At 70.8% G+C, this 18598-nt stretch carries 23 protein-coding genes; 15 read left to right on the top strand and 8 right to left on the bottom strand.

Features of this window, described 5'->3' with window-relative positions; translation table 11 throughout:
• Position 1 precedes the first annotated feature (1 nt).
• The 4 genes from HNQ70_RS18735 to HNQ70_RS18720 all read left to right on the top strand — a co-directional run bounded on the left by HNQ70_RS18735 (position 2) and on the right by HNQ70_RS18720 (position 2060).
• On the top strand, positions 2-547 hold the full coding sequence (locus HNQ70_RS18735) for a methylated-DNA--[protein]-cysteine S-methyltransferase (protein WP_183970608.1): 546 nt from the start codon (positions 2-4) through the stop codon (positions 545-547).
• Positions 548-614: 67 nt separating this feature from the next.
• A complete protein-coding gene (locus HNQ70_RS18730; RefSeq protein ID WP_183970607.1) occupies positions 615-1001 on the top strand; it encodes a DUF488 family protein, N3 subclade in 387 nt (128 codons plus the stop codon).
• Between the two features lie 7 nt (positions 1002-1008).
• Entirely contained in the window at positions 1009-1830 is an 822-nt protein-coding gene (murI, locus tag HNQ70_RS18725) for a glutamate racemase (RefSeq protein WP_343060835.1), read from the top strand.
• Positions 1827-2060, top strand: a complete 234-nt coding sequence (locus HNQ70_RS18720) for a cysteine-rich CWC family protein (RefSeq protein WP_183970605.1) — start codon at positions 1827-1829, stop codon at positions 2058-2060. The genes murI and HNQ70_RS18720 overlap by 4 nt, the downstream gene beginning before the upstream one ends.
• A gap of 67 nt (positions 2061-2127) precedes the next feature.
• Here the strand turns inward: HNQ70_RS18720 and HNQ70_RS18715 are convergent, their stop codons facing one another.
• Complete coding sequence (locus tag HNQ70_RS18715) at positions 2128-2592, bottom strand: SH3 domain-containing protein (protein WP_183970604.1); 465 nt, start codon at positions 2590-2592, stop codon at positions 2128-2130.
• 307 nt (positions 2593-2899) lie between these two features.
• Between HNQ70_RS18715 and HNQ70_RS18710 the strand changes: the two genes are divergently transcribed.
• Both HNQ70_RS18710 and HNQ70_RS18705 read left to right on the top strand, forming a co-directional pair.
• On the top strand, positions 2900-3940 hold the full coding sequence (locus HNQ70_RS18710; RefSeq protein ID WP_183970603.1) for an NAD(P)H-dependent flavin oxidoreductase: 1041 nt from the start codon (positions 2900-2902) through the stop codon (positions 3938-3940).
• A gap of 37 nt (positions 3941-3977) precedes the next feature.
• Positions 3978-4772, top strand: coding sequence for a hypothetical protein (locus tag HNQ70_RS18705; RefSeq protein ID WP_183970602.1), 795 nt, complete (start codon positions 3978-3980; stop codon positions 4770-4772).
• Positions 4773-4804: 32 nt separating this feature from the next.
• Here HNQ70_RS18705 and HNQ70_RS18700 read toward each other — a convergent pair whose 3' ends face one another.
• Entirely contained in the window at positions 4805-5422 is a 618-nt protein-coding gene (locus HNQ70_RS18700; protein ID WP_183970601.1) for a hypothetical protein, read from the bottom strand.
• A gap of 166 nt (positions 5423-5588) precedes the next feature.
• On the opposite strand from HNQ70_RS18700, the gene HNQ70_RS18695 reads away from it, so the two are divergent.
• The 5 genes from HNQ70_RS18695 to ugpQ are packed head-to-tail and all read left to right on the top strand — an operon-like array spanning position 5589 to position 8719.
• On the top strand, positions 5589-5831 hold the full coding sequence (locus HNQ70_RS18695) for a hypothetical protein (RefSeq protein ID WP_183970674.1): 243 nt from the start codon (positions 5589-5591) through the stop codon (positions 5829-5831).
• The gene (gene arfB, locus HNQ70_RS18690) at positions 5831-6241 is read left to right on the top strand and encodes an alternative ribosome rescue aminoacyl-tRNA hydrolase ArfB (RefSeq protein WP_183970600.1); all 411 of its coding nucleotides are present in this window, start codon (positions 5831-5833) and stop codon (positions 6239-6241) included. The genes HNQ70_RS18695 and arfB overlap by 1 nt, the downstream gene beginning before the upstream one ends.
• The gene (locus tag HNQ70_RS18685; protein WP_183970599.1) at positions 6238-7566 is read left to right on the top strand and encodes a TIGR03862 family flavoprotein; all 1329 of its coding nucleotides are present in this window, start codon (positions 6238-6240) and stop codon (positions 7564-7566) included. Before arfB ends, HNQ70_RS18685 begins: the two co-directional genes overlap by 4 nt.
• 2 nt (positions 7567-7568) lie before the next feature.
• Positions 7569-7970 (top strand): nuclear transport factor 2 family protein, encoded by a 402-nt coding sequence (locus tag HNQ70_RS18680; protein WP_183970598.1) that lies wholly within the window; start codon positions 7569-7571, stop codon positions 7968-7970.
• Complete coding sequence (ugpQ, locus tag HNQ70_RS18675) at positions 7970-8719, top strand: glycerophosphodiester phosphodiesterase (protein ID WP_183970597.1); 750 nt, start codon at positions 7970-7972, stop codon at positions 8717-8719. Before HNQ70_RS18680 ends, ugpQ begins: the two co-directional genes overlap by 1 nt.
• A gap of 33 nt (positions 8720-8752) precedes the next feature.
• Here ugpQ and glpK read toward each other — a convergent pair whose 3' ends face one another.
• Complete coding sequence (glpK, locus tag HNQ70_RS18670) at positions 8753-10270, bottom strand: glycerol kinase GlpK (protein ID WP_183970596.1); 1518 nt, start codon at positions 10268-10270, stop codon at positions 8753-8755.
• A gap of 125 nt (positions 10271-10395) precedes the next feature.
• Between glpK and HNQ70_RS18665 the strand changes: the two genes are divergently transcribed.
• Positions 10396-10779, top strand: coding sequence for a TraR/DksA family transcriptional regulator (locus tag HNQ70_RS18665; RefSeq protein WP_183970595.1), 384 nt, complete (start codon positions 10396-10398; stop codon positions 10777-10779).
• A gap of 7 nt (positions 10780-10786) precedes the next feature.
• Here the strand turns inward: HNQ70_RS18665 and HNQ70_RS18660 are convergent, their stop codons facing one another.
• From HNQ70_RS18660 to lexA, 3 genes are all read right to left on the bottom strand, one after another.
• Positions 10787-12292, bottom strand: a complete 1506-nt coding sequence (locus HNQ70_RS18660; RefSeq protein WP_183970594.1) for a Y-family DNA polymerase — start codon at positions 12290-12292, stop codon at positions 10787-10789.
• 79 nt (positions 12293-12371) lie between these two features.
• Positions 12372-13142, bottom strand: a complete 771-nt coding sequence (gene imuA, locus HNQ70_RS18655) for a translesion DNA synthesis-associated protein ImuA (protein ID WP_183970593.1) — start codon at positions 13140-13142, stop codon at positions 12372-12374.
• A 17-nt stretch (positions 13143-13159) separates the two neighbouring features.
• Complete coding sequence (lexA, locus tag HNQ70_RS18650; protein WP_183970592.1) at positions 13160-13807, bottom strand: transcriptional repressor LexA; 648 nt, start codon at positions 13805-13807, stop codon at positions 13160-13162.
• Positions 13808-14091: 284 nt separating this feature from the next.
• Between lexA and HNQ70_RS18645 the strand changes: the two genes are divergently transcribed.
• Positions 14092-14688, top strand: coding sequence for an RNA recognition motif domain-containing protein (locus HNQ70_RS18645; protein ID WP_183970591.1), 597 nt, complete (start codon positions 14092-14094; stop codon positions 14686-14688).
• Between the two features lie 131 nt (positions 14689-14819).
• Here HNQ70_RS18645 and HNQ70_RS18640 read toward each other — a convergent pair whose 3' ends face one another.
• Positions 14820-16469 (bottom strand): electron transfer flavoprotein-ubiquinone oxidoreductase, encoded by a 1650-nt coding sequence (locus tag HNQ70_RS18640; RefSeq protein ID WP_246435132.1) that lies wholly within the window; start codon positions 16467-16469, stop codon positions 14820-14822.
• A gap of 148 nt (positions 16470-16617) precedes the next feature.
• Here HNQ70_RS18640 and HNQ70_RS18635 point away from each other — a divergent pair, with 148 nt between their 5' ends.
• A complete protein-coding gene (locus tag HNQ70_RS18635) occupies positions 16618-17403 on the top strand; it encodes an SDR family oxidoreductase (protein WP_183970589.1) in 786 nt (261 codons plus the stop codon).
• Positions 17404-17411: 8 nt separating this feature from the next.
• Positions 17412-17846 carry an acyl-CoA thioesterase gene (locus tag HNQ70_RS18630; protein ID WP_183970588.1) on the top strand — a complete coding sequence of 145 codons (435 nt, stop codon included), beginning with the start codon at positions 17412-17414 and terminating at the stop codon, positions 17844-17846.
• Positions 17847-17939: 93 nt separating this feature from the next.
• Here HNQ70_RS18630 and HNQ70_RS18625 read toward each other — a convergent pair whose 3' ends face one another.
• Positions 17940-18593, bottom strand: a complete 654-nt coding sequence (locus HNQ70_RS18625) for a CoA transferase subunit B (protein ID WP_183970587.1) — start codon at positions 18591-18593, stop codon at positions 17940-17942.
• Between the last annotated feature and the right edge of the window lie 5 nt (positions 18594-18598).

The following is an 18598-nucleotide window of genomic DNA, read 5'->3' as shown; positions in this document are numbered from 1 at the left end:
CATGGGCACCGTGGGCCTTTGCCTCTTCGACACCGCGATCGGCCGATGCGCGGTGGCATGGAGCGTCGACGGGCTGACCGGCGTGCAGCTGCCGGAAGCGGACGAGGCCGCCACGCGCGCGCGGATGCGGGCGCGCTTTGCCGGCGTCGAGGAGTGCGAGCCGCCGGTGGAAGTGTTCGAGGCGGTCCGGCGGATCTCCGCGGCACTGGCAGGCGAGGCTGACGACCTGCGCTCGATCCGCCTCGACGAGAGCGGGGTCGGCGCTTTTCCCCGGCGCGTCTACGCGCTGCTGCGCGAACTGCCCTACGGCGCCACGACGACCTACGGCGAGCTTGCGGCGCGCCTGGGCGAGCCCGGCGCCGCGCGGGCGGTCGGCCGCGCGCTCGGCGACAACCCCTTCGCGCCGGTGGTGCCCTGCCACCGGGTGCTGGCGGCCGGTGGCGGCTCCGGGGGCTTCTCGGCAGCGGGGGGCGTGCGCACCAAGCTGCGCATGCTCGCGATCGAGGGCGCCCGCTTCGGCGCGCAGCCCGGGCTGTTCGACGCATGACCCACCAGGCGGGACGGCGCGGGCGGCTGGCATTAACATTGCGCCTGTCGAGGGCAGGGAGAATGTCGTGGTCGTTCGGGTCGTGAGGCTCGGCAGTGCGCGTGTCGAGGGCGAGGGCACCCGGATCGGGACGGTGCGGCGCCCGCCGCGTGGCGTGCCCAGGGATGAGTTCGCGTCCGGCAACTGGTACGACGTCTGGTATCCGGAGCTGTCGCCAGCCGCCGAGACCGTGAAGATGGCCCAGCAGGCGCGCACGCCCGAGGACTGGCGGGCCTTCATGAAGAAATACCGCGCGGAGATGTCCGCGCCCGATCGTAGCCGCACCCTCGACCTGCTCGCCGCGCTGTCGCACCATGCGGATTTTTCGGTGGGCTGCTATTGCGAGGACGAGTCGCAGTGCCACCGTTCCGTGCTCCGCGAACTGCTCGCGCAGCACGGGGCGAAGCTGGCGTGAGCCGTCGGTGATCGGCGTCTTCGATTCAGGGGTCGGCGGCCTGTCGGTGCTGCGCGAGGTCCGGATGCACCTGCCGGGCGAGCCCCTGCTGTACGTCGCCGACTCCGGACACGCTCCCTATGGCGACCGCTCGACCCGGTACATCGAGGCCCGCGCCACCGCGATCGTCGAGTTCCTGGTCGGGGCCGGCGCGCGTGCCATCGTGATCGCCTGCAACACCGCGACCGTGGTCGCAGCGAAATCGCTGCGCTCCTGGTGCCCGGTGCCCATCATTGCAATGGAGCCGGCCATCAAGCCGGCGGTCGCGCTGACCCGCAGCGGGGTGGTCGGGGTGCTTGCCACCCGCCGCACGCTGGAGAGTCCGAGCGTGTCGAGGCTCTGCGACCTGCACGGGCACGAGGCACGGATCCTGCTGCAGCCCTGTCCGGGCCTGGTCGACCGGGTGGAAGGCGGTGACCTGCAGGGCGCGGTCACCCGGGGTCTCCTGCAGTCCTATCTCGATCCGCTGCTGTCCGCCGGCGCGGACACGCTGGTGCTGGGCTGCACCCACTATCCCTTCCTCGCGCCGATGATCCGCGAGCTCGCCGGCCCGGACGTGTCGATCGTCGATCCGTCCGGGGCCGTGGCGCGCGAGCTGAGCAGGCGCCTGGGTGAGGCGGTCGCGCGCGATGCCCCGCTGGCCGACTTGCGGGATGTCCCGCCGGCGCCCTGGCGCACCGGCACTGAGCGCTTCTTCACCAGCGGGCCGCTGCCTGCCGCGCGCGAGCTGATGGGCGCGCTGTGGGGGCGGGAAATCGAACTCTCGGCGCTGCCGCTGGTGCGCGCATGACTGCGCCTGCCGACCGCGCGTCGCCGGGCCTGAGCCCGAAGCCGAACGGACGGTGCCCGGTGTGCGGCGGGCCCAACGGCTGCGCGCCCGCCGCCTGCGGCAGCTTCGACGTCGACTGCTGGTGTTCGGCGGTGGTCATCGACCCGGCTGCGCTCGAGCGCGTTCCTCAGGCGTTGCGCGGAGAGGCCTGCCTCTGCCCACGCTGCGCGGGTGTGGCGCTGCCGCGCTGAGCGGACGAAGGCCGCAGCGGCCTCGCTCTTTCGCGTTGCGCGGGCCGCAGCCGGGGCGCGTGACTTTCTACCAGCCCCAGAGAAGCCGACCGGAGATCCAGCCGATCTGGCCTCCGGAAGTCCGGACCCGCACCCAGTCTGCGCGCCGGCCCAGGGTGCGCAGCACCTCGCCGTACTCCGCCTTTCCGACCACCGTGTGCTTCGTTCCCGGGCCGCTGCGAAGGTTGACGATCTTCGACTTCACCACATGATGCGGCTTCTTCGCCGTGAGCGGGCGGTACACCCAGCCTTCATCGTTCTCGAAGTCCCGCACTTTGTACCACTGCCCCTGCTGGCCGATCACCAGCAGCGGGTATCCGGCGCTCAGGGTCCAGAGGGGGGCGTCGCGGGTGCTTGCGCCAGTGCGCATGTTCACCTCGGGGCGGTCGATGCTGATCATCTGGCGGGCATCGGCCGCAGAGGCGGAGAGGATCAGGAAGGCGGACAGGAAGAGTCCGGACAGGGAACGCGACAGGGAACGCGACAGGGTCATCGGGAGTCCTCGGGGCAGGCTGGAGCGGGCGCGCGCGGCGGTCCGCTCCGGGACGCAGGTTGATCGCCCGGCGCCCGCAGCCCGGATCGAGGGCGGGACGACGGCGCGTACGCGCCGGTGCCGGGCGGGCGAGAACCCTGCACGAGGCTGGCGGGGCGTCACGGACGCGTCCGCGCGGGACGTGCGGGGCAGGCTGCGATTTTAACGCGCCGTCGAGGGCCGGCCCTTCGGCGAGCGGGTGTATCGTTTCGCCAGCAGCGGTGTGAGTCCGCGTCGCGGCACGCCGCGCCAGCGAGGAGGGAGCGCGATGTCGAGCCTGCGGGAGCTGATCGGAGTGGCGCTGCCCATCGTGCAGGCGCCGATGGCAGGCGTCCAGGGCAGCGCGCTCGCCCTCGCGGTATCGAACGCGGGCGGGCTCGGTTCGCTGCCCTGCGCGATGCTGTCGCCGGAGGCGATGCGCGCGGAGCTCGAGGCGCTCGCAGCGCGGGCGCGCGGCCCCTGGAACGTGAACTTCTTCTGCCACGCGGCGCCCCGGCCCGATGCGGCGCGCGAACTCGCCTGGCGGAATGCCCTCGCCAGCTGCTACGCGGAGTTCGGCATCGACCCCGGGGGTATTCCGGCCGGGCCCGGCCGACGGCCGTTCGACACGGACGCAGCCGATCTGCTCGAGCCCTTCAGGCCGCCGGTGGTGAGTTTCCACTTCGGCCTGCCGTCGCCGGAACTGGTGGCGCGCATCAAGTCCTGGGGCTCGAAAGTGCTCTCCTCGGCCACCACGGTGGAGGAGGCGCGCTGGCTCGAGGCCCATGGCGCCGATGCGATCGTGGCGCAGGGGCTCGAGGCCGGCGGACACCGCGGCCACTTCCTGTCGGACGACCTGAGCCTGCAGATGGGCAGCATTGCGCTGCTCAGGCAGGTGGTGCGCGCGGTTCGCGTGCCCGTCATCGCGGCCGGCGGGATTGCCGATGCGGCGGGGGTGGCGGCGGCGCTGGCGATGGGCGCGGCGGGGGCGCAGCTCGGCACCGTCTGGCTGCTCTGCCCGGAGGCCGGCACCAGCGCGCTGCACCGGGCGGCGCTTCGCAGCGAAGGCGCGCGCCATACCGCGCTTACCAACGTGTTCACCGGCCGTCCGGCGCGCGGAATCGTCAATCGTTTCATCCGGGAGTTCGGGCCGATCAGCCCGCTCGCACCGGAGTTTCCTCTGGCTGCATCGGCGGCAGCGCCGCTGCGCGCCGCCGCGGAGGCGCGCGGCAGCGGAGAGTTCTCGCCGCTCTGGTCGGGGCAGAACGCGAGCGGCTGCCGCGAGCTCGCCGCCGCCGAACTCCTGCGCGAACTGGCGGGCAAGTCTTGAAGCGCGCCGCTGCATCGCTGCTCGGTCTTGGGCGTCGATGCTGCTGCTGAAGTTGCTGCTGGTACCGGGCTTCCTGGCGCTGGTGACGCTGGCCGGCCGGCGGTGGGGCCCGTCGGTCGCGGGCTGGCTCGCCGGACTGCCGGTGGTCGCCGGGCCGATCCTGTACTTCCTGTCGCTCGAGCTTGGCATCGAGTTCGGCGCACGTGCAGCGACGGCGTCGCTGGCGGCGATCCTGTCGGCCTTCGCGTTCAGCGTCACCTACGGGCGCGTCTGCCGGCAGCGCGGCTGGCTGGGCGCGCTCCTCATCGGGCTGTGCGCCTGGTTCGTCGCAGCGCAACTGCTGGTCAGGCTGCCGCTCTCGCTGCCATTGTCGGTCGCGCTGGCCGGGGCAGCGCTGCTGGCGGCGCCGAGACTGCTGCCACGCGCCGTCGCGGTCGTTGCCGTGCGAGCCGCACCGGGCTGGGATCTGTGGCTTCGGATGGCGGCGGGCGCGGCGCTGACCGTCGCAGTGACCGGTCTCGCGGCCGGCATCGGGCCGGCCTGGAGCGGCGTGCTCTCCGTCTTTCCGGTGCTCAGCCTGGTGCTGTCGGTGTCCTCCCACCGCGCCTACGGTCCGGAGTTCGTTCTTGCGCTGCTGCGGGCGATGGCCACCGGCATGTGGTCTTTCGGGGCCTTCTGCCTCGCGCTGGCGCTGGCCTTGCCTCGGCTCGACCTGGTGGCGGCCTTCGCGACCGCGCTGGCGACGACGCTGGCGGTGCAGTGGCTGACGCGGAGCGCCGGCGGGGGCGGTACCCGGCCGGCGCCGCCGGTGCGCAGGCCGGACGCTTCCTAGCTCGGTGGAACGGATGCGCCGATGCGATCGATCTAGTCGTCGCGGCCCTTGCCCTTGCCGCCGCCGTTGCCTTTGCCCTTGCCGTCGTCCTGCCGCCCCTGGGCGCCGCGCCGCTCGTCCCGGCGCTGGTCGCCGCGGTCCAGGCGCTGCTCGCGCCGACGTTCCTCGTAACGCTGGCCGTCGTCGCGACGGTCCATCCGGCGCTCGTCACGTCGGCCGTCATATTGCCGGTCATCGTCTCTCCGGCCGTCATGACGCCGACCGTCGTCGCTGCGATAGGCCTCGCGCTTGCCGCTCTGATGCCGCTTTCGGTACTCCGGCGAGTACACCTCCTGATACCAGCGATCATCCACGAAGTAGACCGGCTGGCCGCAGGCGGCGTACTTGCCGCAATGTTTGCCCCAGTCCTTCGCATGGCCGGGAGGAACGTGCAGGTAGATCGGGCGCCGCGAGGCGGCCTGGGGCGCCGGCGACACGATCCGCGGCTCCAGGTAGATCAGGCGGGGCTGGGGGTAGTTGCCGATATCGATGCGACCGTAGAAGCCGGGCTGCCCGACGCTGACCGAGACCCCGACGTCGGCGGCATGCACGGGGGCGGCGGCCGCAAGGGCGAGCGCGGCGGCGAGGACGAAACGTCTTGTAACGGTCATGCGGGACTCCGATCGAATGTGGCCTAAGCCTATAACGCACGGTCGCTCGTTCCGATGACCCGGCATCGTCGATAATGAAGGAATGTCCGCCCGTGCGCTTCCCGGGGGACCGGGTTCGCCGACCGGCGTCCCGCCATCGCAGCACCCTTTTCGGGAGGACCGGAACTTGGCCACCAATTTCTCGTATCGCAAGCGGCAACTCGAGCTGGAGAAGAAGCGCAAGAAGGAGGACAAGCTCAAGCGCAAGCAGGACCGCGCATCCGGCATCGGTCCGGACGACGCCGGCGAGCAGCCGCTCGAAGGCGAAGCCGCAGACCAGCCCGGCGATAGCGCCGAGGGCGGCGCAGCCGAGGGCCAGGGCGCCGACGGCGGGCAGTCCGCCACCGACACCGGCCGATCCGGACAGTGATGGCTGCCCCGTTCCTTCCCGCGATCCGGGAGGAGGAGATCGAGTTCTCCGCCATCCGCGCGCAGGGGGCGGGCGGGCAGAACGTCAACAAGGTCTCCAACGCCGTCCAGTTGCGTTTCGACATCCGCGCCTCTTCGCTGCCAGAGGAGCTGAAGGCGCGGATGCTGGAGCTCAGCGATCAGCGCATCACCGCCGACGGGGTGGTCGTCATCAAGGCGCAGCGTTTCCGCAGCCTGGAGCGCAACCGCGAGGATGGCCTGGCACGCCTGCGCGAAATGGTGGCCCTGGCGGCCTATGTGGCCCCGGAACGCCGCCCGACGCGGCCGACGCGCAGCTCGCAGGTGCGGCGGGTGGAAGGAAAGGTCAAGCGGGGACAGGTCAAGGCGATGCGCGGGCGCGTGGTCGAATGAGGTCGGCTGGAGGCCAGGCGGCGGGGCAGGAGGCCGTGCCGGGGTCGGGCGCGGCGCCCGCACGGGTCGCGATCGTCGGGGGCGGGCCGGCCGGTCTGATGGCTGCGGAGACGCTCGCGCAGGCCGGCGCGGCGGTGGATGTCTACGATGCGATGCCTTCGGTGGGGCGGAAATTCCTGCTCGCAGGCAAAGGCGGGCTCAACATCACCCACTCGGAGCCTGAGCAGGCCTTCCTCGCCCGCTACGGCGAGGCCGCGGTCCACGTCGAGCCGATGCTGCGGGCCATGGGCTCCTCGGCGCTGGTCGATTGGGTCCACGCGCTGGGAATCGAGACCTTCGTGGGAAGCTCGGGCCGGGTGTTCCCCGCGGGAATGAAGGCCGCGCCGCTGTTGCGCGCCTGGCTCCACCGGCTGCGCGCGGCCGGCGTGCGTTTCCACATGCGCCATCGCTGGCGCGGCTGGTCGGACGAAGAGCTGGTCTTCGATGCGCCGGATGGGGAGGCGCTGGTGAGCGCGGATGCCGTCGTTCTCGCGCTGGGCGGCGCGAGCTGGCCGCGGCTCGGTTCCGACGGCGCCTGGGTGCCACTGCTGGAGGCGCGCGGCGTCCATTCGGCGCCGCTGCGGCCATCGAACTGCGGCTTCGACGTCGGCTGGAGCGCCCATTTTGCCGGCCGCTTTGCCGGCCATCCGTTGAAGTCGGTGGAACTCGCGTGTCCGGACCCCGCTGGGCAGGCGCAGCGCCGGCGGGGCGAGTTCATCGTCACTTCCACCGGAATCGAAGGCAGTCTCGTGTACGCCTTCTCGGCGATGCTGCGCGACCGCATCGAGGCCTCCGGGTCCGCGGTGCTGCATCTCGACCTGGCGCCGGATCGCAGCGAGGAGCGCCTGCGGGAGGCGCTGTCGCGGCCGCGCGGCGGACGATCGCTGTCGAATCACCTGCGGGTGCGCGCCGGGCTCGAGGGCGTCAAGGCCGCGCTGCTGCGCGAACTGCTCGACGAGGGAACGCTTGGCGACCCGGATCGGCTGGCGCCCGCCATCAAGCGGCTGCCGCTGCGACTGGTCGCCGCGCGCCCGGTCGCGGAGGCGATCAGCAGCGCCGGGGGCGTGCCCTTCGCCGAGCTCGACGCGGGGCTGATGCTGCGGCGGCTGCCCGGCGTATTCTGCGCCGGCGAGATGCTCGACTGGGAGGCGCCCACTGGCGGCTACCTCATCACAGCCGTCTTCGCGAGTGGCTTGGCGGCGGGCAGGGGAGCCGCAGCATGGCTCGGGCTCGCGCCTGAAATCGAACAACCGGGCACTTCAGGTGCCTCACGACGGGGAGAGTGAAGATGGCGGGCACGACCGGCAACGGGATCATCGGCGAATGGCACCGCGTGGTGCGCGAGCGGGACATGGCGGGCATGCGCGCATTGCTCGACGACGAGGTGGTGTTCCACTCGCCGGTCGTGCACACGCCGCAGCGGGGCAAGGCGATCACCGCGAAGTACCTCGAGGCCGCGCTGGGGGTGCTGAACAACGACAGCTTCACCTACCTGCGCGAGATCGTCGGCGGACGCGATGCGATGCTCGAGTTCTCGACCGAGCTCGACGGCGTGCAGGTCAACGGGGTGGACATCGTGCGCTGGAACGACGAGGGCCGCATCGTCGACTTCAAGGTGATGGTGCGCCCGCTGAAGGCCATCGACGCGGTGCACAGGGCGATGGGCGCAATGCTCCAGAAGCTCGCCTGATGAGCCCGGCCGCGCCGGCTGCGTGGCCCTATCCGGCGCGCATCGCGCATCGTGGCGCCGGGCTGCGCGCGCCGGAGAACACGCTGGCGGCACTGCGGGAAGGCGCGGCGTTCGGCTATCTGATGTTCGAGCTGGACGCGAAGCTCTCCGGCGACGGCGTGCTGGTGCTGATGCATGACGAGACCCTGGAGCGGACCACCGACGGCCGCGGACGGGTGGCGGCGAGTTCGCTGGCAGACCTGATGCGGCTCGATGCCGGCTCCTGGCATTCGGCGCGATACGCAGGCGAGGGCGTCCCCACGCTGGCGCGCGCCGCGGCCTGGCTGCGGGCCAACGGACTGCACGCCAACCTCGAGATCAAGCCCTGCCCTGGGCGCGAGCGGGAGACCGGCGCCGCAGTGGCGATCGAGGCCGAGCGTCTCTGGGACGCTGCCTCGGTGCCGCCGCTGCTGTCCTCGTTCTCGGTGGAGGCGCTGGAGGCGGCGCGGCGCGCAGCGCCCCGGCTGCCGCGCGCGCTGCTGCTCCAGGATGTGCCGCACGACTGGGCCGCGCGCTGCCGCGAGCTGGGCTGCGCGGCGCTGGTGGTCCAGGAAAGCGCGCTGGACGAAGCGACGATTTCGCGGGCGCATGCCGAGAGCCTGAAAGTGCTCGCCTACACGGTGAACGATCCGGCGCGCGCCGCCGCGCTCGACGCCTGGGGAATCGACGGGCTGATCACCGACGCGGTGGAGCGGATCTCCCCGGGCTGAAGCGGCGGCCCGCTGGACAGCGGCAGTCCTCGCTCAGCCGCCAACGGGTTCCTCGTCCGCCCAGTTCCTGGAACGCTCGACCGCGCGGCGCCAATGGTGCTGCAGCTCCTGGGCGCGGCCCGGGTCCATCGCAGGCTCGAAGACGCGGTCTGCCTTCCAGTTGGCGGCAACCTCTTCGGCGGAGCTCCAGAACCCCACCGCGAGCCCCGCCAGCGAGGCGGCGCCCAGCGCCGTCGTCTCGGTCATTTTCGGGCGCACCACAGGCACCCGCAGCAGGTCCGCCTGGAACTGCATCAGCAGGTCGTTGGCGGTCGCGCCTCCGTCGACGCGCAGCTCGAGCAACGGCTGGCCGCTGTCCTTCTGCATCGCATCGAGCACATCCGCGCTCTGGTAGGCGATCGATTCGAGCACTGCGCGGGCGATGTGCGCCCGGGTCGAGCCGCGCGTCAGTCCCACCATGGTGCCGCGCGCATGCGCGTCCCAGTGCGGCGCGCCGAGACCGGCGAAGGCAGGCACGAAATAGACGCCGTCGGTGTGCGGAACGCTGGCCGCGAGGGCCTCGACGTCGGCCGAGCGCTGGATCAGCCCGAGTCCGTCGCCCAACCACTGCACCGCTGCGCCCGCGACGAACACGCTGCCCTCGAGCGCATAGCGCAGGCGGTCGTCGCCGCTGGCGGCGCGGCCGCGCCAGGCGACCGTCGTCAGCAGGCGGTGCCGCGAGTGCAGGGGCTCGCTGCCGGTGTTCATCAGCATGAAGCAGCCGGTGCCATAGGTGTTCTTCGCCATGCCCGGCCGGAAGCAGCCCTGGCCGAACAGCGCCGCCTGCTGATCGCCGGCCATCCCCGCCAGCGGCACCTGCGCGTCGCCGATGCGCACTTCGGCGAGCACCACGCTGGAGTCCCGGATGGCGGGCAGGCAGGCGCGCGGAACGTCGAGCATCTCGAGCATCGCGTCGTCCCAGTCGCCGGTCTCGAGGTTGGCGAGCAGCGTGCGGCTGGCGTTGGAGACGTCGGTGACGTGGACGGCGCCGTCGGTCAGCTTCCAGGCGAGCCAGCTGTCGATGGTGCCGAAGGCTAGCTCGCCGGCTGTGGCGCGCTCACGGGCGCCGGGCACTTCGTCGAGCAGCCAGGCGAGCTTGGTGCCGGAGAAATACGGATCGAGCAGCAGGCCGGTTCGACGCGACACCTCCGCTTCGCGCCCCTGCGCCTTCAGGCGTTCGCACATGGGCGCGGTGCGGCGGTCCTGCCAGACGATGGCGCGGCCGACCGGCTCGCCGGTCTTGCGGTCCCACAGCAGCGTGGTCTCGCGCTGGTTGGTGATGCCGATCGCAGCGATCTCCGCGGGGCGCACGCGCGCCCGGGCGAGCGCCTCGTACATGGTCGCCTGCTGGGTGGCCCAGATCTCGTTGGCGTCATGCTCGACCCAGCCGGGCTGCGGAAAGTGCTGGGCGAACTCCCGTTGCGCGGTGGCCACCGCATTGCCCTGCGCATCGAACAGGATGGTGCGTGAACTGGTGGTCCCCTGGTCGATGGCGAGGATGTAGCCGGGCATCTGTGCGGTCCTGGTCTGGGAGCGGCGGCGTCGGGCGGTCAGCGGGGCAGCTTCCGCTCGCTGTCGCTGCGTCCCTTGGGGCTATCATTGCATGAGGCAGGCACATCCATTCTCGAGGGAACGTAATGGCATTGGCGCAGGAAGAACTCAAGGCACTGGAACGCGCGCTGGCATCGAGGGCGCGCAGGCTGCGGGGCGAGGTGTCGGAGAAGCTGGGCGACGCGGCCGACGATGCGGGCGGCATGAACGCCGGCGGCGACTACGGCGACCAGGCGTTCGCATCCGGTGAGAGCAGCCTCGACCTGGCGGAGGCCGGGCGCGACATCGCCGAGCTGCGCGCGATCGACGCGGCGCTGGTCGCGATCGGCGAAGGCAGCTATGGGATGTGCGCCAGCTGCGGCGAGGAGATCCCGGAGGAGCGGCTGCGCGCGCAGCCGCTCGCGCTGCGCTGCGTTCCCTGCCAGGAGCGTTTCGAGCGCCAGGGCGGGCAGCAGTCGTCGTCGATCTGAGCGGGCTTCAACCGAAGCTTCCGTGCACGAACCAGCCCTGCCGGCCGTCGAGGTCGGCAAGGCGCTGGCGATAGATCCAGAGCATCCGTCCGGTTTCGTCGGCGGCGATGAAGTAGTCGCGCTGCACCAGCCCGCCGTCCCACCAGCCGCTCTCGATCCGTTCGGGACCCGCCAGCAGCGCCAGGGGTCCTTCCGACCAGGGGCGTCCCTGCCGCTCCGGCAGCGCCTGGGGTCGCGAGAGCAGCCAGAGCGGGCGCGGGAGTCCGCCGTCGCGGAGCGTCGCGCCGTGCCCGCGTGTGCCGGGGAACTCATCCACGGTCTCGAAGCGGTGCGCCATCTCGGGGCGGTGGTCGGCTGCCACCCTGATGCGCTGGACCTGCTCGCGGCCCAGCCGTGCCTGCAGTCGTTCGATCAGCCGCCCGAGCTCCTCGCGGACCGCCGCGGGCATCGGGAACAGGGATCCATCGGGCGGGGCCAGCGGCACCACCTCATCGCAGCGCAAGACCAGTGTGTGCACCGGCGCGGGCAGACGCCTGGCCCCCAGGGTTTCGCGCAGCACGCCGAGCAGGCGTGAGGCATCCCGGCTGGCTTCGGAAAGGCGGACGGAGAACACGCTGGCGGGCAGGTCGTCGTGCTCGCCGTGCAGCTCGAACGCGCTGACCGCAGCGTGGCGGGCGGCCAGCCATCCGGCCAGCTGGGCGACCAGCCTGCGGGCCGCGTAGAGCAGGGCCTCGGCGCCGGCGACCTCCGCCAGCAGCTCGAGCCGGGCGTGGAAGACCCTGGGCGCCTCGAACCACCGGTGCGCCTCGGGCTCGCGGCCGAAGGCGCGATCCAGTTCCGACAGCAGGGCGCTGCCGAAGCGGCGGGCCAGCCCTGCGCGCGGCAGCGTGCAGAGGTCTCCGACGGTGCGGGCGCCGATCGATTCCAGCGCGCCCAGGTGCGGCCGCGCCTGTTCGAGCAGGACGGCGGGCAGGGCCGCCAGCTGGGTGCGCAGCCGCGCGTCGGTGCCGGCGTCCAGGCCGTCCCGGTGACGGGCCAGCAGCCAGGCTCCGGCAGCCACCGGAGCGCTGGCGATCTGCGCAGTGAGGCCCTGCTCCGAGAGTCCGTTGCGGATGCGCGCGAGCAGTGCCTCCTGCCCCCCGAAGAGCCGCAGGCTGGGCTCCACCTCGAGCAGCAGGCCCAGCGGGGTTGCCGAGGCCTGTTTGCCGGAATCATGGATGTCCGGCGTGCCGGCCTGCAGGCAGACCGAGGGCGTGAACTGCAGCGCCCAGCAGGCGACCTGCCGGAGCGCTTCGTGTTCCCGGACTTCGTCGCGCTCGATCAGCAGCAGGCCGGGCGCGAGCGCCAGGGCAGTGGCGCGCCGGAGGCCCGGCTCGACGCCCAGCGCCCGGGCCTGCGCGTTGGCCTGCAGCACCGTGAGCCGGCCGCAGACCGCGACCGGCTCACGGTCGGCCTCGGGACAGCGCATTGCCTCGCTGGAGAGGCAAGGCAGGTAGATGGCGAACCACAGCATCCGGAAGGCCTTCGGGCGGGGCGGCCTGGGTCGGCCTGTTGGCGCCGCCCACGCGGAGACTCCGTGCGGCAGCTCACAGTCAGTTGAGCGTCATGGGGCGGCCGGGACGAGGGCCGGCGTGCGCCGTGGCGAGCGAATGCTCGACGGCTGCCTGCGGCGCCTGCCGGGGGCGCAAGCCGATCGCAGCCACGGGCTGCGGCAATCCGAGCAATAGCGGCGAGGCCAGGACCGGACCGCGCCGCTTGAGCAGCTGCACGGACAGCTTCTGGTCGGGCCGCGGCGTGAGCAGCAGCCGCAGGGGCGCGGGCGACGGCTCGAACTGTGCCGCCAATGGACGGAACAGGAAGGCCGGCCCCTGCGCTCCCTGGGCGGCCAGCTGCATGCGCCTGAGATGCTCGGGCCGGGTGCGGTCCTGGGGCAGCCAGGCGAGCAGGGCGCCGAAGCTGGTGCTCCGGAGCGCCTGCTCGACTGCCCAGAGACGGTCGGCGGCGTTTGCCGCATGCACCACCAGGAGGTAGTCGAGGTCGATGCCGAAGCCTGCCAGCGCAGGCGCGTACGGAATGTGGGGCGGCCCGAGCAGGATGGCCAGCTTGCGTTCCCGCGTGAGCTGGCGCAGCAGCGGGACCAGCAGGCGCAGCTCGCCGATGCCGGGCTCCCGGGAGATGAGCTCGGTGAGCATGCCGAGCGGCCAGCCGTCACCGGGGAGTTCGGCGTCGAGCGCGGCGAAACCGCTGGACAGCGCCGGCGTGGCGACGCGCCCGAGGCTGTCGGCCCGCCAGACGTCGGCCCGCCAGACGTCGGCCCGCCAGACGTCGGGCGGAAGGTGGGCTGGATCGGATGGGTGTGCCATGGCGATGGTGGCGGGGGTCAGAGGGTCTTGCCGCCGCGCAGCAGGCCCACGCCGATGCCTTCCAGCGTGAAGTCGCCGCTGCGCGTGTCGATCACGATGGGGGCGTAGTCGGGGTTTTCGGGCAGCAGTTCGATGGTGCCGCCCCGCCTGCGCAGGCGCTTGACCGTGACGTCGTCGCCAACGCGGGCGACCACGATCTGTCCGTTGCGGGCCTCGTGCGTCCGCCTGACCGCGAGCAGGTCGCCGTCGAGGATGCCGGCGTCTCGCATGCTCATTCCGCGCACCTTGAGGAGGTAGTCCGGGCGCTGGTCGAACAGGTTGGGGTCGATGGCGTAGCTGGCCTCGATGTGCTCCTGGGCGAGGATGGGGCTGCCGGCGGCCACCCGGCCGACCAGGGGCAGGGTGAGCGCGATCTGGACTGCACTGGGCATGTCGATGCCATCGGAGTCCGGGAGCAGCTTCAGGCGGATGCCGCGCGAGGCCCCGGAGGTGAGCTCGATGACGCCTTTGCGCGCCAGGGCCTTGAGGTGCTCCTCCGCCGCGTTGGGCGAGCGGAACCCGAGCGTGGCGGCGATTTCCGCGCGGGTGGGCGGGAAGCCGGTATCGGCGATATGCTTTTTGAGCAGCGACAGGATTTCCTGCTGCCGAGGGGTGAGATCGCGCATGCTCCACCTTGTCCGTGCGGGTGCGCCTGGAATCGGGCGCTTGGGGGTCCGGAAAACAACTGTATTTTTATACAGTTTCCGGTTCTTTTTCAAGTGCCGTTCGGCCGGATGGGGGGATATGCAAGATCGGGAACTTTATGGCACAGTTTGCGCACGCAAGGCCCACGCTTGCGTCTTGCGTCATTGCGCAGGCTCTTGTCTGGGTTGCATTTCTCGGTTCGCTGGTTCCGGTTCGCCTCGAAATGCAATGAACGTGTTCCGTGTTCCGTTTCGAGGATGATTCGATGTCTACCAAGATCTACGTCGGCAACCTGCCCTGGAAGGCCACCGACGCCCAACTCACGCAGTTGTTCGGCGCCCACGGTGAAGTCACCGATGCCCGTATCGTGACCGACCGCGAAACCGGCCGCTCGCGTGGCTTCGGTTTCGTCACCATGGCGAACGCCGACGAGGCCCAGAACGCAATTCGCGCTCTGAACGGCCATTCCATCGAAGGGCGCAGCCTCGTTGTCAATGAGGCGCGCGAGCAACAGGGTGGCGGTGGCGGTGGCGGTGGCGGTGGCGGTGGCGGTGGCTTCCGCCGTGGCGGTGGTGGTGGTGGCTATGGCGGTGGTGGCGATCGTGGTGGCGGCGGCGGCGGTTATGGCGGTGGCGGCGGCGGCGGCGGCTATGGCGGCGGCGGTGATCGCGGCGGCGGCGGCTATGGTGGCGGCGGCGGTGATCGCGGCGGCGGTGGCGGTGGCTACGGCGGCGATCGCGGCGGTGGTGGCGGCTACGGAGATCGTGGCGGCGGTGGGGGCGGCGGTCGCGGCGGTTTTGGCGGCGGAGATCGCGGCGACGGCGGTGGCGGCTATGGCGGTCCGCGCCGTCCTCGCCAGTAAGGAAATGCGTAGCGCGGGGCCCGTCCCCGCGCGATGCTCAGAATGAAAAATGCCGGCTCTGGGCCGGCATTTTTCATTGTCCTGCGCACATCAGGGGCGCCCGCACGGGCGGGCACCCCGCGCCGGGGCGGTCACATCGAGGTGTAGTTCGGGCCGCCGCCGCCCTCGGGCACTACCCAGACGATGTTCTGCGTCGGGTCCTTGATGTCGCAGGTCTTGCAGTGCACGCAGTTTTGCGCGTTGATCTGCAGGCGGTCGGTGCCGTCGTCGTCGCGCACGAACTCGTATACGCCGGCAGGGCAGTAGCGCTGCTCCGGGCCCGCGTACTTGGCCAGGTTCACGTTCACCGGCACCGACGCATCCTTCAGCGTCAGGTGGATCGGCTGGTTCTCCTCATGGTTGGTGTTCGAGATGAACACCGACGAGAGCTTGTCGAAGCTGAGCTTGCCATCGGGCTTCGGGTACTGGATCGGCTGGAACTCCGAGGCGGGGCGCAGCATCTCGTGGTCGGCATGAGTGTTGTGCAGCGTCCACGGAGCCTTGCCCTTGAACACCACCTGGTCGATGCCGACCAGCAGGGTGCCCAGCCACAGGCCCTTGGCCATCGCGGGCTTGAAGTTGCGGGCGCGGTGCAGCTCGTCGTGGAGCCAGGATGCCTTGAAGGACTCCGGGTAGGCGTCGAGCCTGTCCGAGCTGCGGCCGGCGCCCAGCGCTTCGAAGGCGGCCTCGGCGGCGAGCATGCCGGTCTTGATCGCGGCGTGGCTGCCCTTGATCCGCGAGGCGTTCAGGAAGCCCGCATCGCAGCCCACCAGCGCGCCGCCCGGGAACACCAGGTCGGGCAGCGAGTTGATGCCGCCGGCAGTGATGGCGCGCGCACCGTAGGCCAGGCGCTTGCCGCCCTCGAGGAACTTGCGGATCTCGGGATGCGTCTTGTAGCGCTGGAACTCCTCGTACGGCGACAGGTACGGGTTCTGGTAGGCCAGGCCGACCACGAAACCGACCGCCACCTTGTTGTCGTCGAAGTGATAGAGGAAGGACCCGCCGTAGGTGTCGTTGGCCAGCGGCCAGCCGGCGGTGTGGATCACCAGTCCGGGGACGTGTTTCGACGGGTCGATCTCCCAGAGTTCCTTGAGGCCGATGCCGTAGCTCTGCGGGTCGCGGCCCTTGTCGAGCCCGAAGCGCGCGATCAGCTGCTTGCCGAGGTGTCCGCGCGCGCCCTCTGAGAACAGCGTGTACTTCGCGTGCAGTTCCATGCCAGGCTGGAAGTTGTCGGTCGGCTGGCCGTCGCGGCCGACCCCCATGTTTCCGGTCGCCACGCCCTTGATCGAGCCGTCCTCGTTGAACAGCACTTCGGATGCTGCGAAGCCGGGGTAGATCTCGACGCCGAGCGCCTCGGCCTGCTGGCCCAGCCAGCGCACCACGTTGGCCAGGCTGACCACGTAGTTGCCGTGGTTCTGGAAGCAGCCGGGCAGCATCCATCCGGGAACGCTGCGCGCGCCGTTCTCCGAGAGGAACATGAAGCGGTCCTCGACCACGGGCGTGTTCAGCGGCGCGCCCATCGCCTTCCAGTCGGGGAAGAGTTCGTTGATCGCGCGCGGATCCATCACCGCGCCGGACAGGATGTGGGCGCCGACCTCGGAGCCCTTCTCGAGCACGCAGACGCCCACTTCGCGGCCCTGTTCGGCTGCAAGCTGCTTGAGGCGGATCGCCGCGGAGAGCCCGGCAGGCCCGCCGCCGACGATCACGACGTCGTATTCCATCGCATCGCGCTGAATGTCCATGCTGTTCTTGTCCTTCGCAGTTCTGTCGTGAGCCGTAACTGGGGGATTTTCCCAGCAATCGGTCATTCGGCGCAAACCGCGGCCGGATGCGCGCGCTGTGCGATCATCGGCGCCATCCGGAACCCTCAAGAACAGACAAGGAGCCAGCGTGCCTACCACCTTCGAACTCAACGGCAAGATCGCCCTCGTGACAGGCGCCTCGAGCGGCCTGGGCACCCGGTTCGCCCGCGTGCTCGCCGCCAACGGCGCGCAGGTGGTGCTCGCATCGCGGCGCGTGGAGCGGCTGAAGGAACTGCGCGCAGAGATCGAGGCCGCGGGCGGCGCGGCGCACGTCGTCGCGATGGACGTCACCGACGTCGACAGCATCCGCGCGGCCGTGGCCTACGCCGAGACCGAGGCCGGCCCGATCGACATCCTGGTGAACAATTCCGGCGTCAGCACCACGCAGCGGCTGGCCGACGTCACGCCCGAAGACTATGACTTCGTCTTCGACACCAACACGCGCGGCTCCTTCTTCGTTGCCCAGGAGGTTGCCAAGCGGATGATCTCGCGCGCCAAGGCGGCCAGCGGCGAGGCGGCGCCTCGCCAGGCGCGCATCATCAACATCGCCTCGATGGCGGCGCTGAAGGTGCTCTCGCAGATCGGCGTCTACTGCATGAGCAAGGCCGCCGTCGTTCACATGACCAAGTCGATGGCGCTCGAGTGGGGGCGCTACAACATCAACGTCAACGCGATCTGCCCCGGCTACATCGTGACCGAGCTCAACGAGCATCACTGGGAGACCGAGGGCGGGCGCAAGCTGGTGCAGATGCTGCCGCGCCAGCGGCTGGGCATGCCCGAGGATCTCGATGGACTGCTGCTGCTGCTCGCGGACGACAAGTCGCGCTTCATCAACGGCGCGGTGATCGCCGCGGACGACGGCTTCGGCATCTGAGCGCGCAGATGTTCGAGCGTTCCGCCGACAGCCTGCTGGTCTTCCAGCTCGAGGTGCCCATCCGCTGGGGCGACATGGATGCGATGGGCCACGTCAACAACACCGTCTACTTCCGGTACATGGAGCAGACCAGGATCAGCTGGTTCGAAGCCATGGGCCTGGACTCGCGGCCGGAGGCGGGCGAGGGGATGGTGGTCGTCAACGCCTACTGCACCTTCGCGCGGCAGTTCGAGTATCCGGGCACGGTGCTGTGCCGTCACTACGTGGGCAGGCTCGGCACCTCGAGCTTCGAGACCTACGTGGAGATGAGCCGCACCGACGATCCCGACACGGTCTGCGCCTACGGCGGGGCCAAGGGCGTCTGGGTGGACTACGCGCAGCAGAAGTCCCGGCCGCTGCCGCCGCAGGTCCGGGAGGCGATCCTCACGCCGCGGCTGGGATGAGCCCCGCGGCGGGACGCGGGGTCAGTCGCCCGCGTCCCGAATTCGCCGAAGAAACGCGGCTGGCCCGCGGCGGCCGCTCCCGCGCCACCGCGCTCAGGCGAACCCGGAGGTGTCCACCGGGCAGCCGGTCTTCGCGCTGACTTCGGCGGCAGTGACGCCGGGGGCGAGTTCGAGCAGCTTCAGGCCGGAGGGCGTGACGTCGAGCACGCAGAGGTCGGAGATGATCATGTCGACCACGCCGACGCCGGTCAGCGGAAGCTCGCACTTCGGCAGGATCTTGAGATCCTCGGTGCCGTCCTTCTTCTTGGCGGTGTGCTCCATCAGCACGATGACGCGGCCGACGCCGGCGACCAGGTCCATTGCGCCGCCCATGCCCTTGACCATCTTGCCGGGGATCATCCAGTTGGCGAGATCGCCCGACTCGCTGACCTGCATCGCGCCGAGCACCGCCAGGTTGATCTTGCCCGCGCGGATCATCGCGAAGGAGTCGGCGCTGGAGAAGATCGAGGAACCGGGCAGGGTGGTGACCGTCTGCTTGCCGGCGTTGATCAGGTCGGGGTCGACCTCGTCGTCGGTGGGGAAGGGGCCGATGCCCAGCAGTCCGTTCTCCGACTGCAGCCAGACCTCCATGCCCTTGGGCACGTGGTTGGCCACGAGCGTCGGCAGGCCGATGCCGAGGTTCACGTAGAAGCCGTCGCGCAGCTCCTGTGCTGCGCGCGCCGCCATCTGGTCGCGGGTCCATGCCATGTCGG

Source organism: Quisquiliibacterium transsilvanicum (assembly GCF_014202215.1).
GTDB classification, from domain to species: domain Bacteria; phylum Pseudomonadota; class Gammaproteobacteria; order Burkholderiales; family Burkholderiaceae_E; genus Quisquiliibacterium; species Quisquiliibacterium transsilvanicum.
Note: the sequence above shows the minus strand (reverse complement) of the source record. Positions and strands in the feature narration are given on the sequence as shown.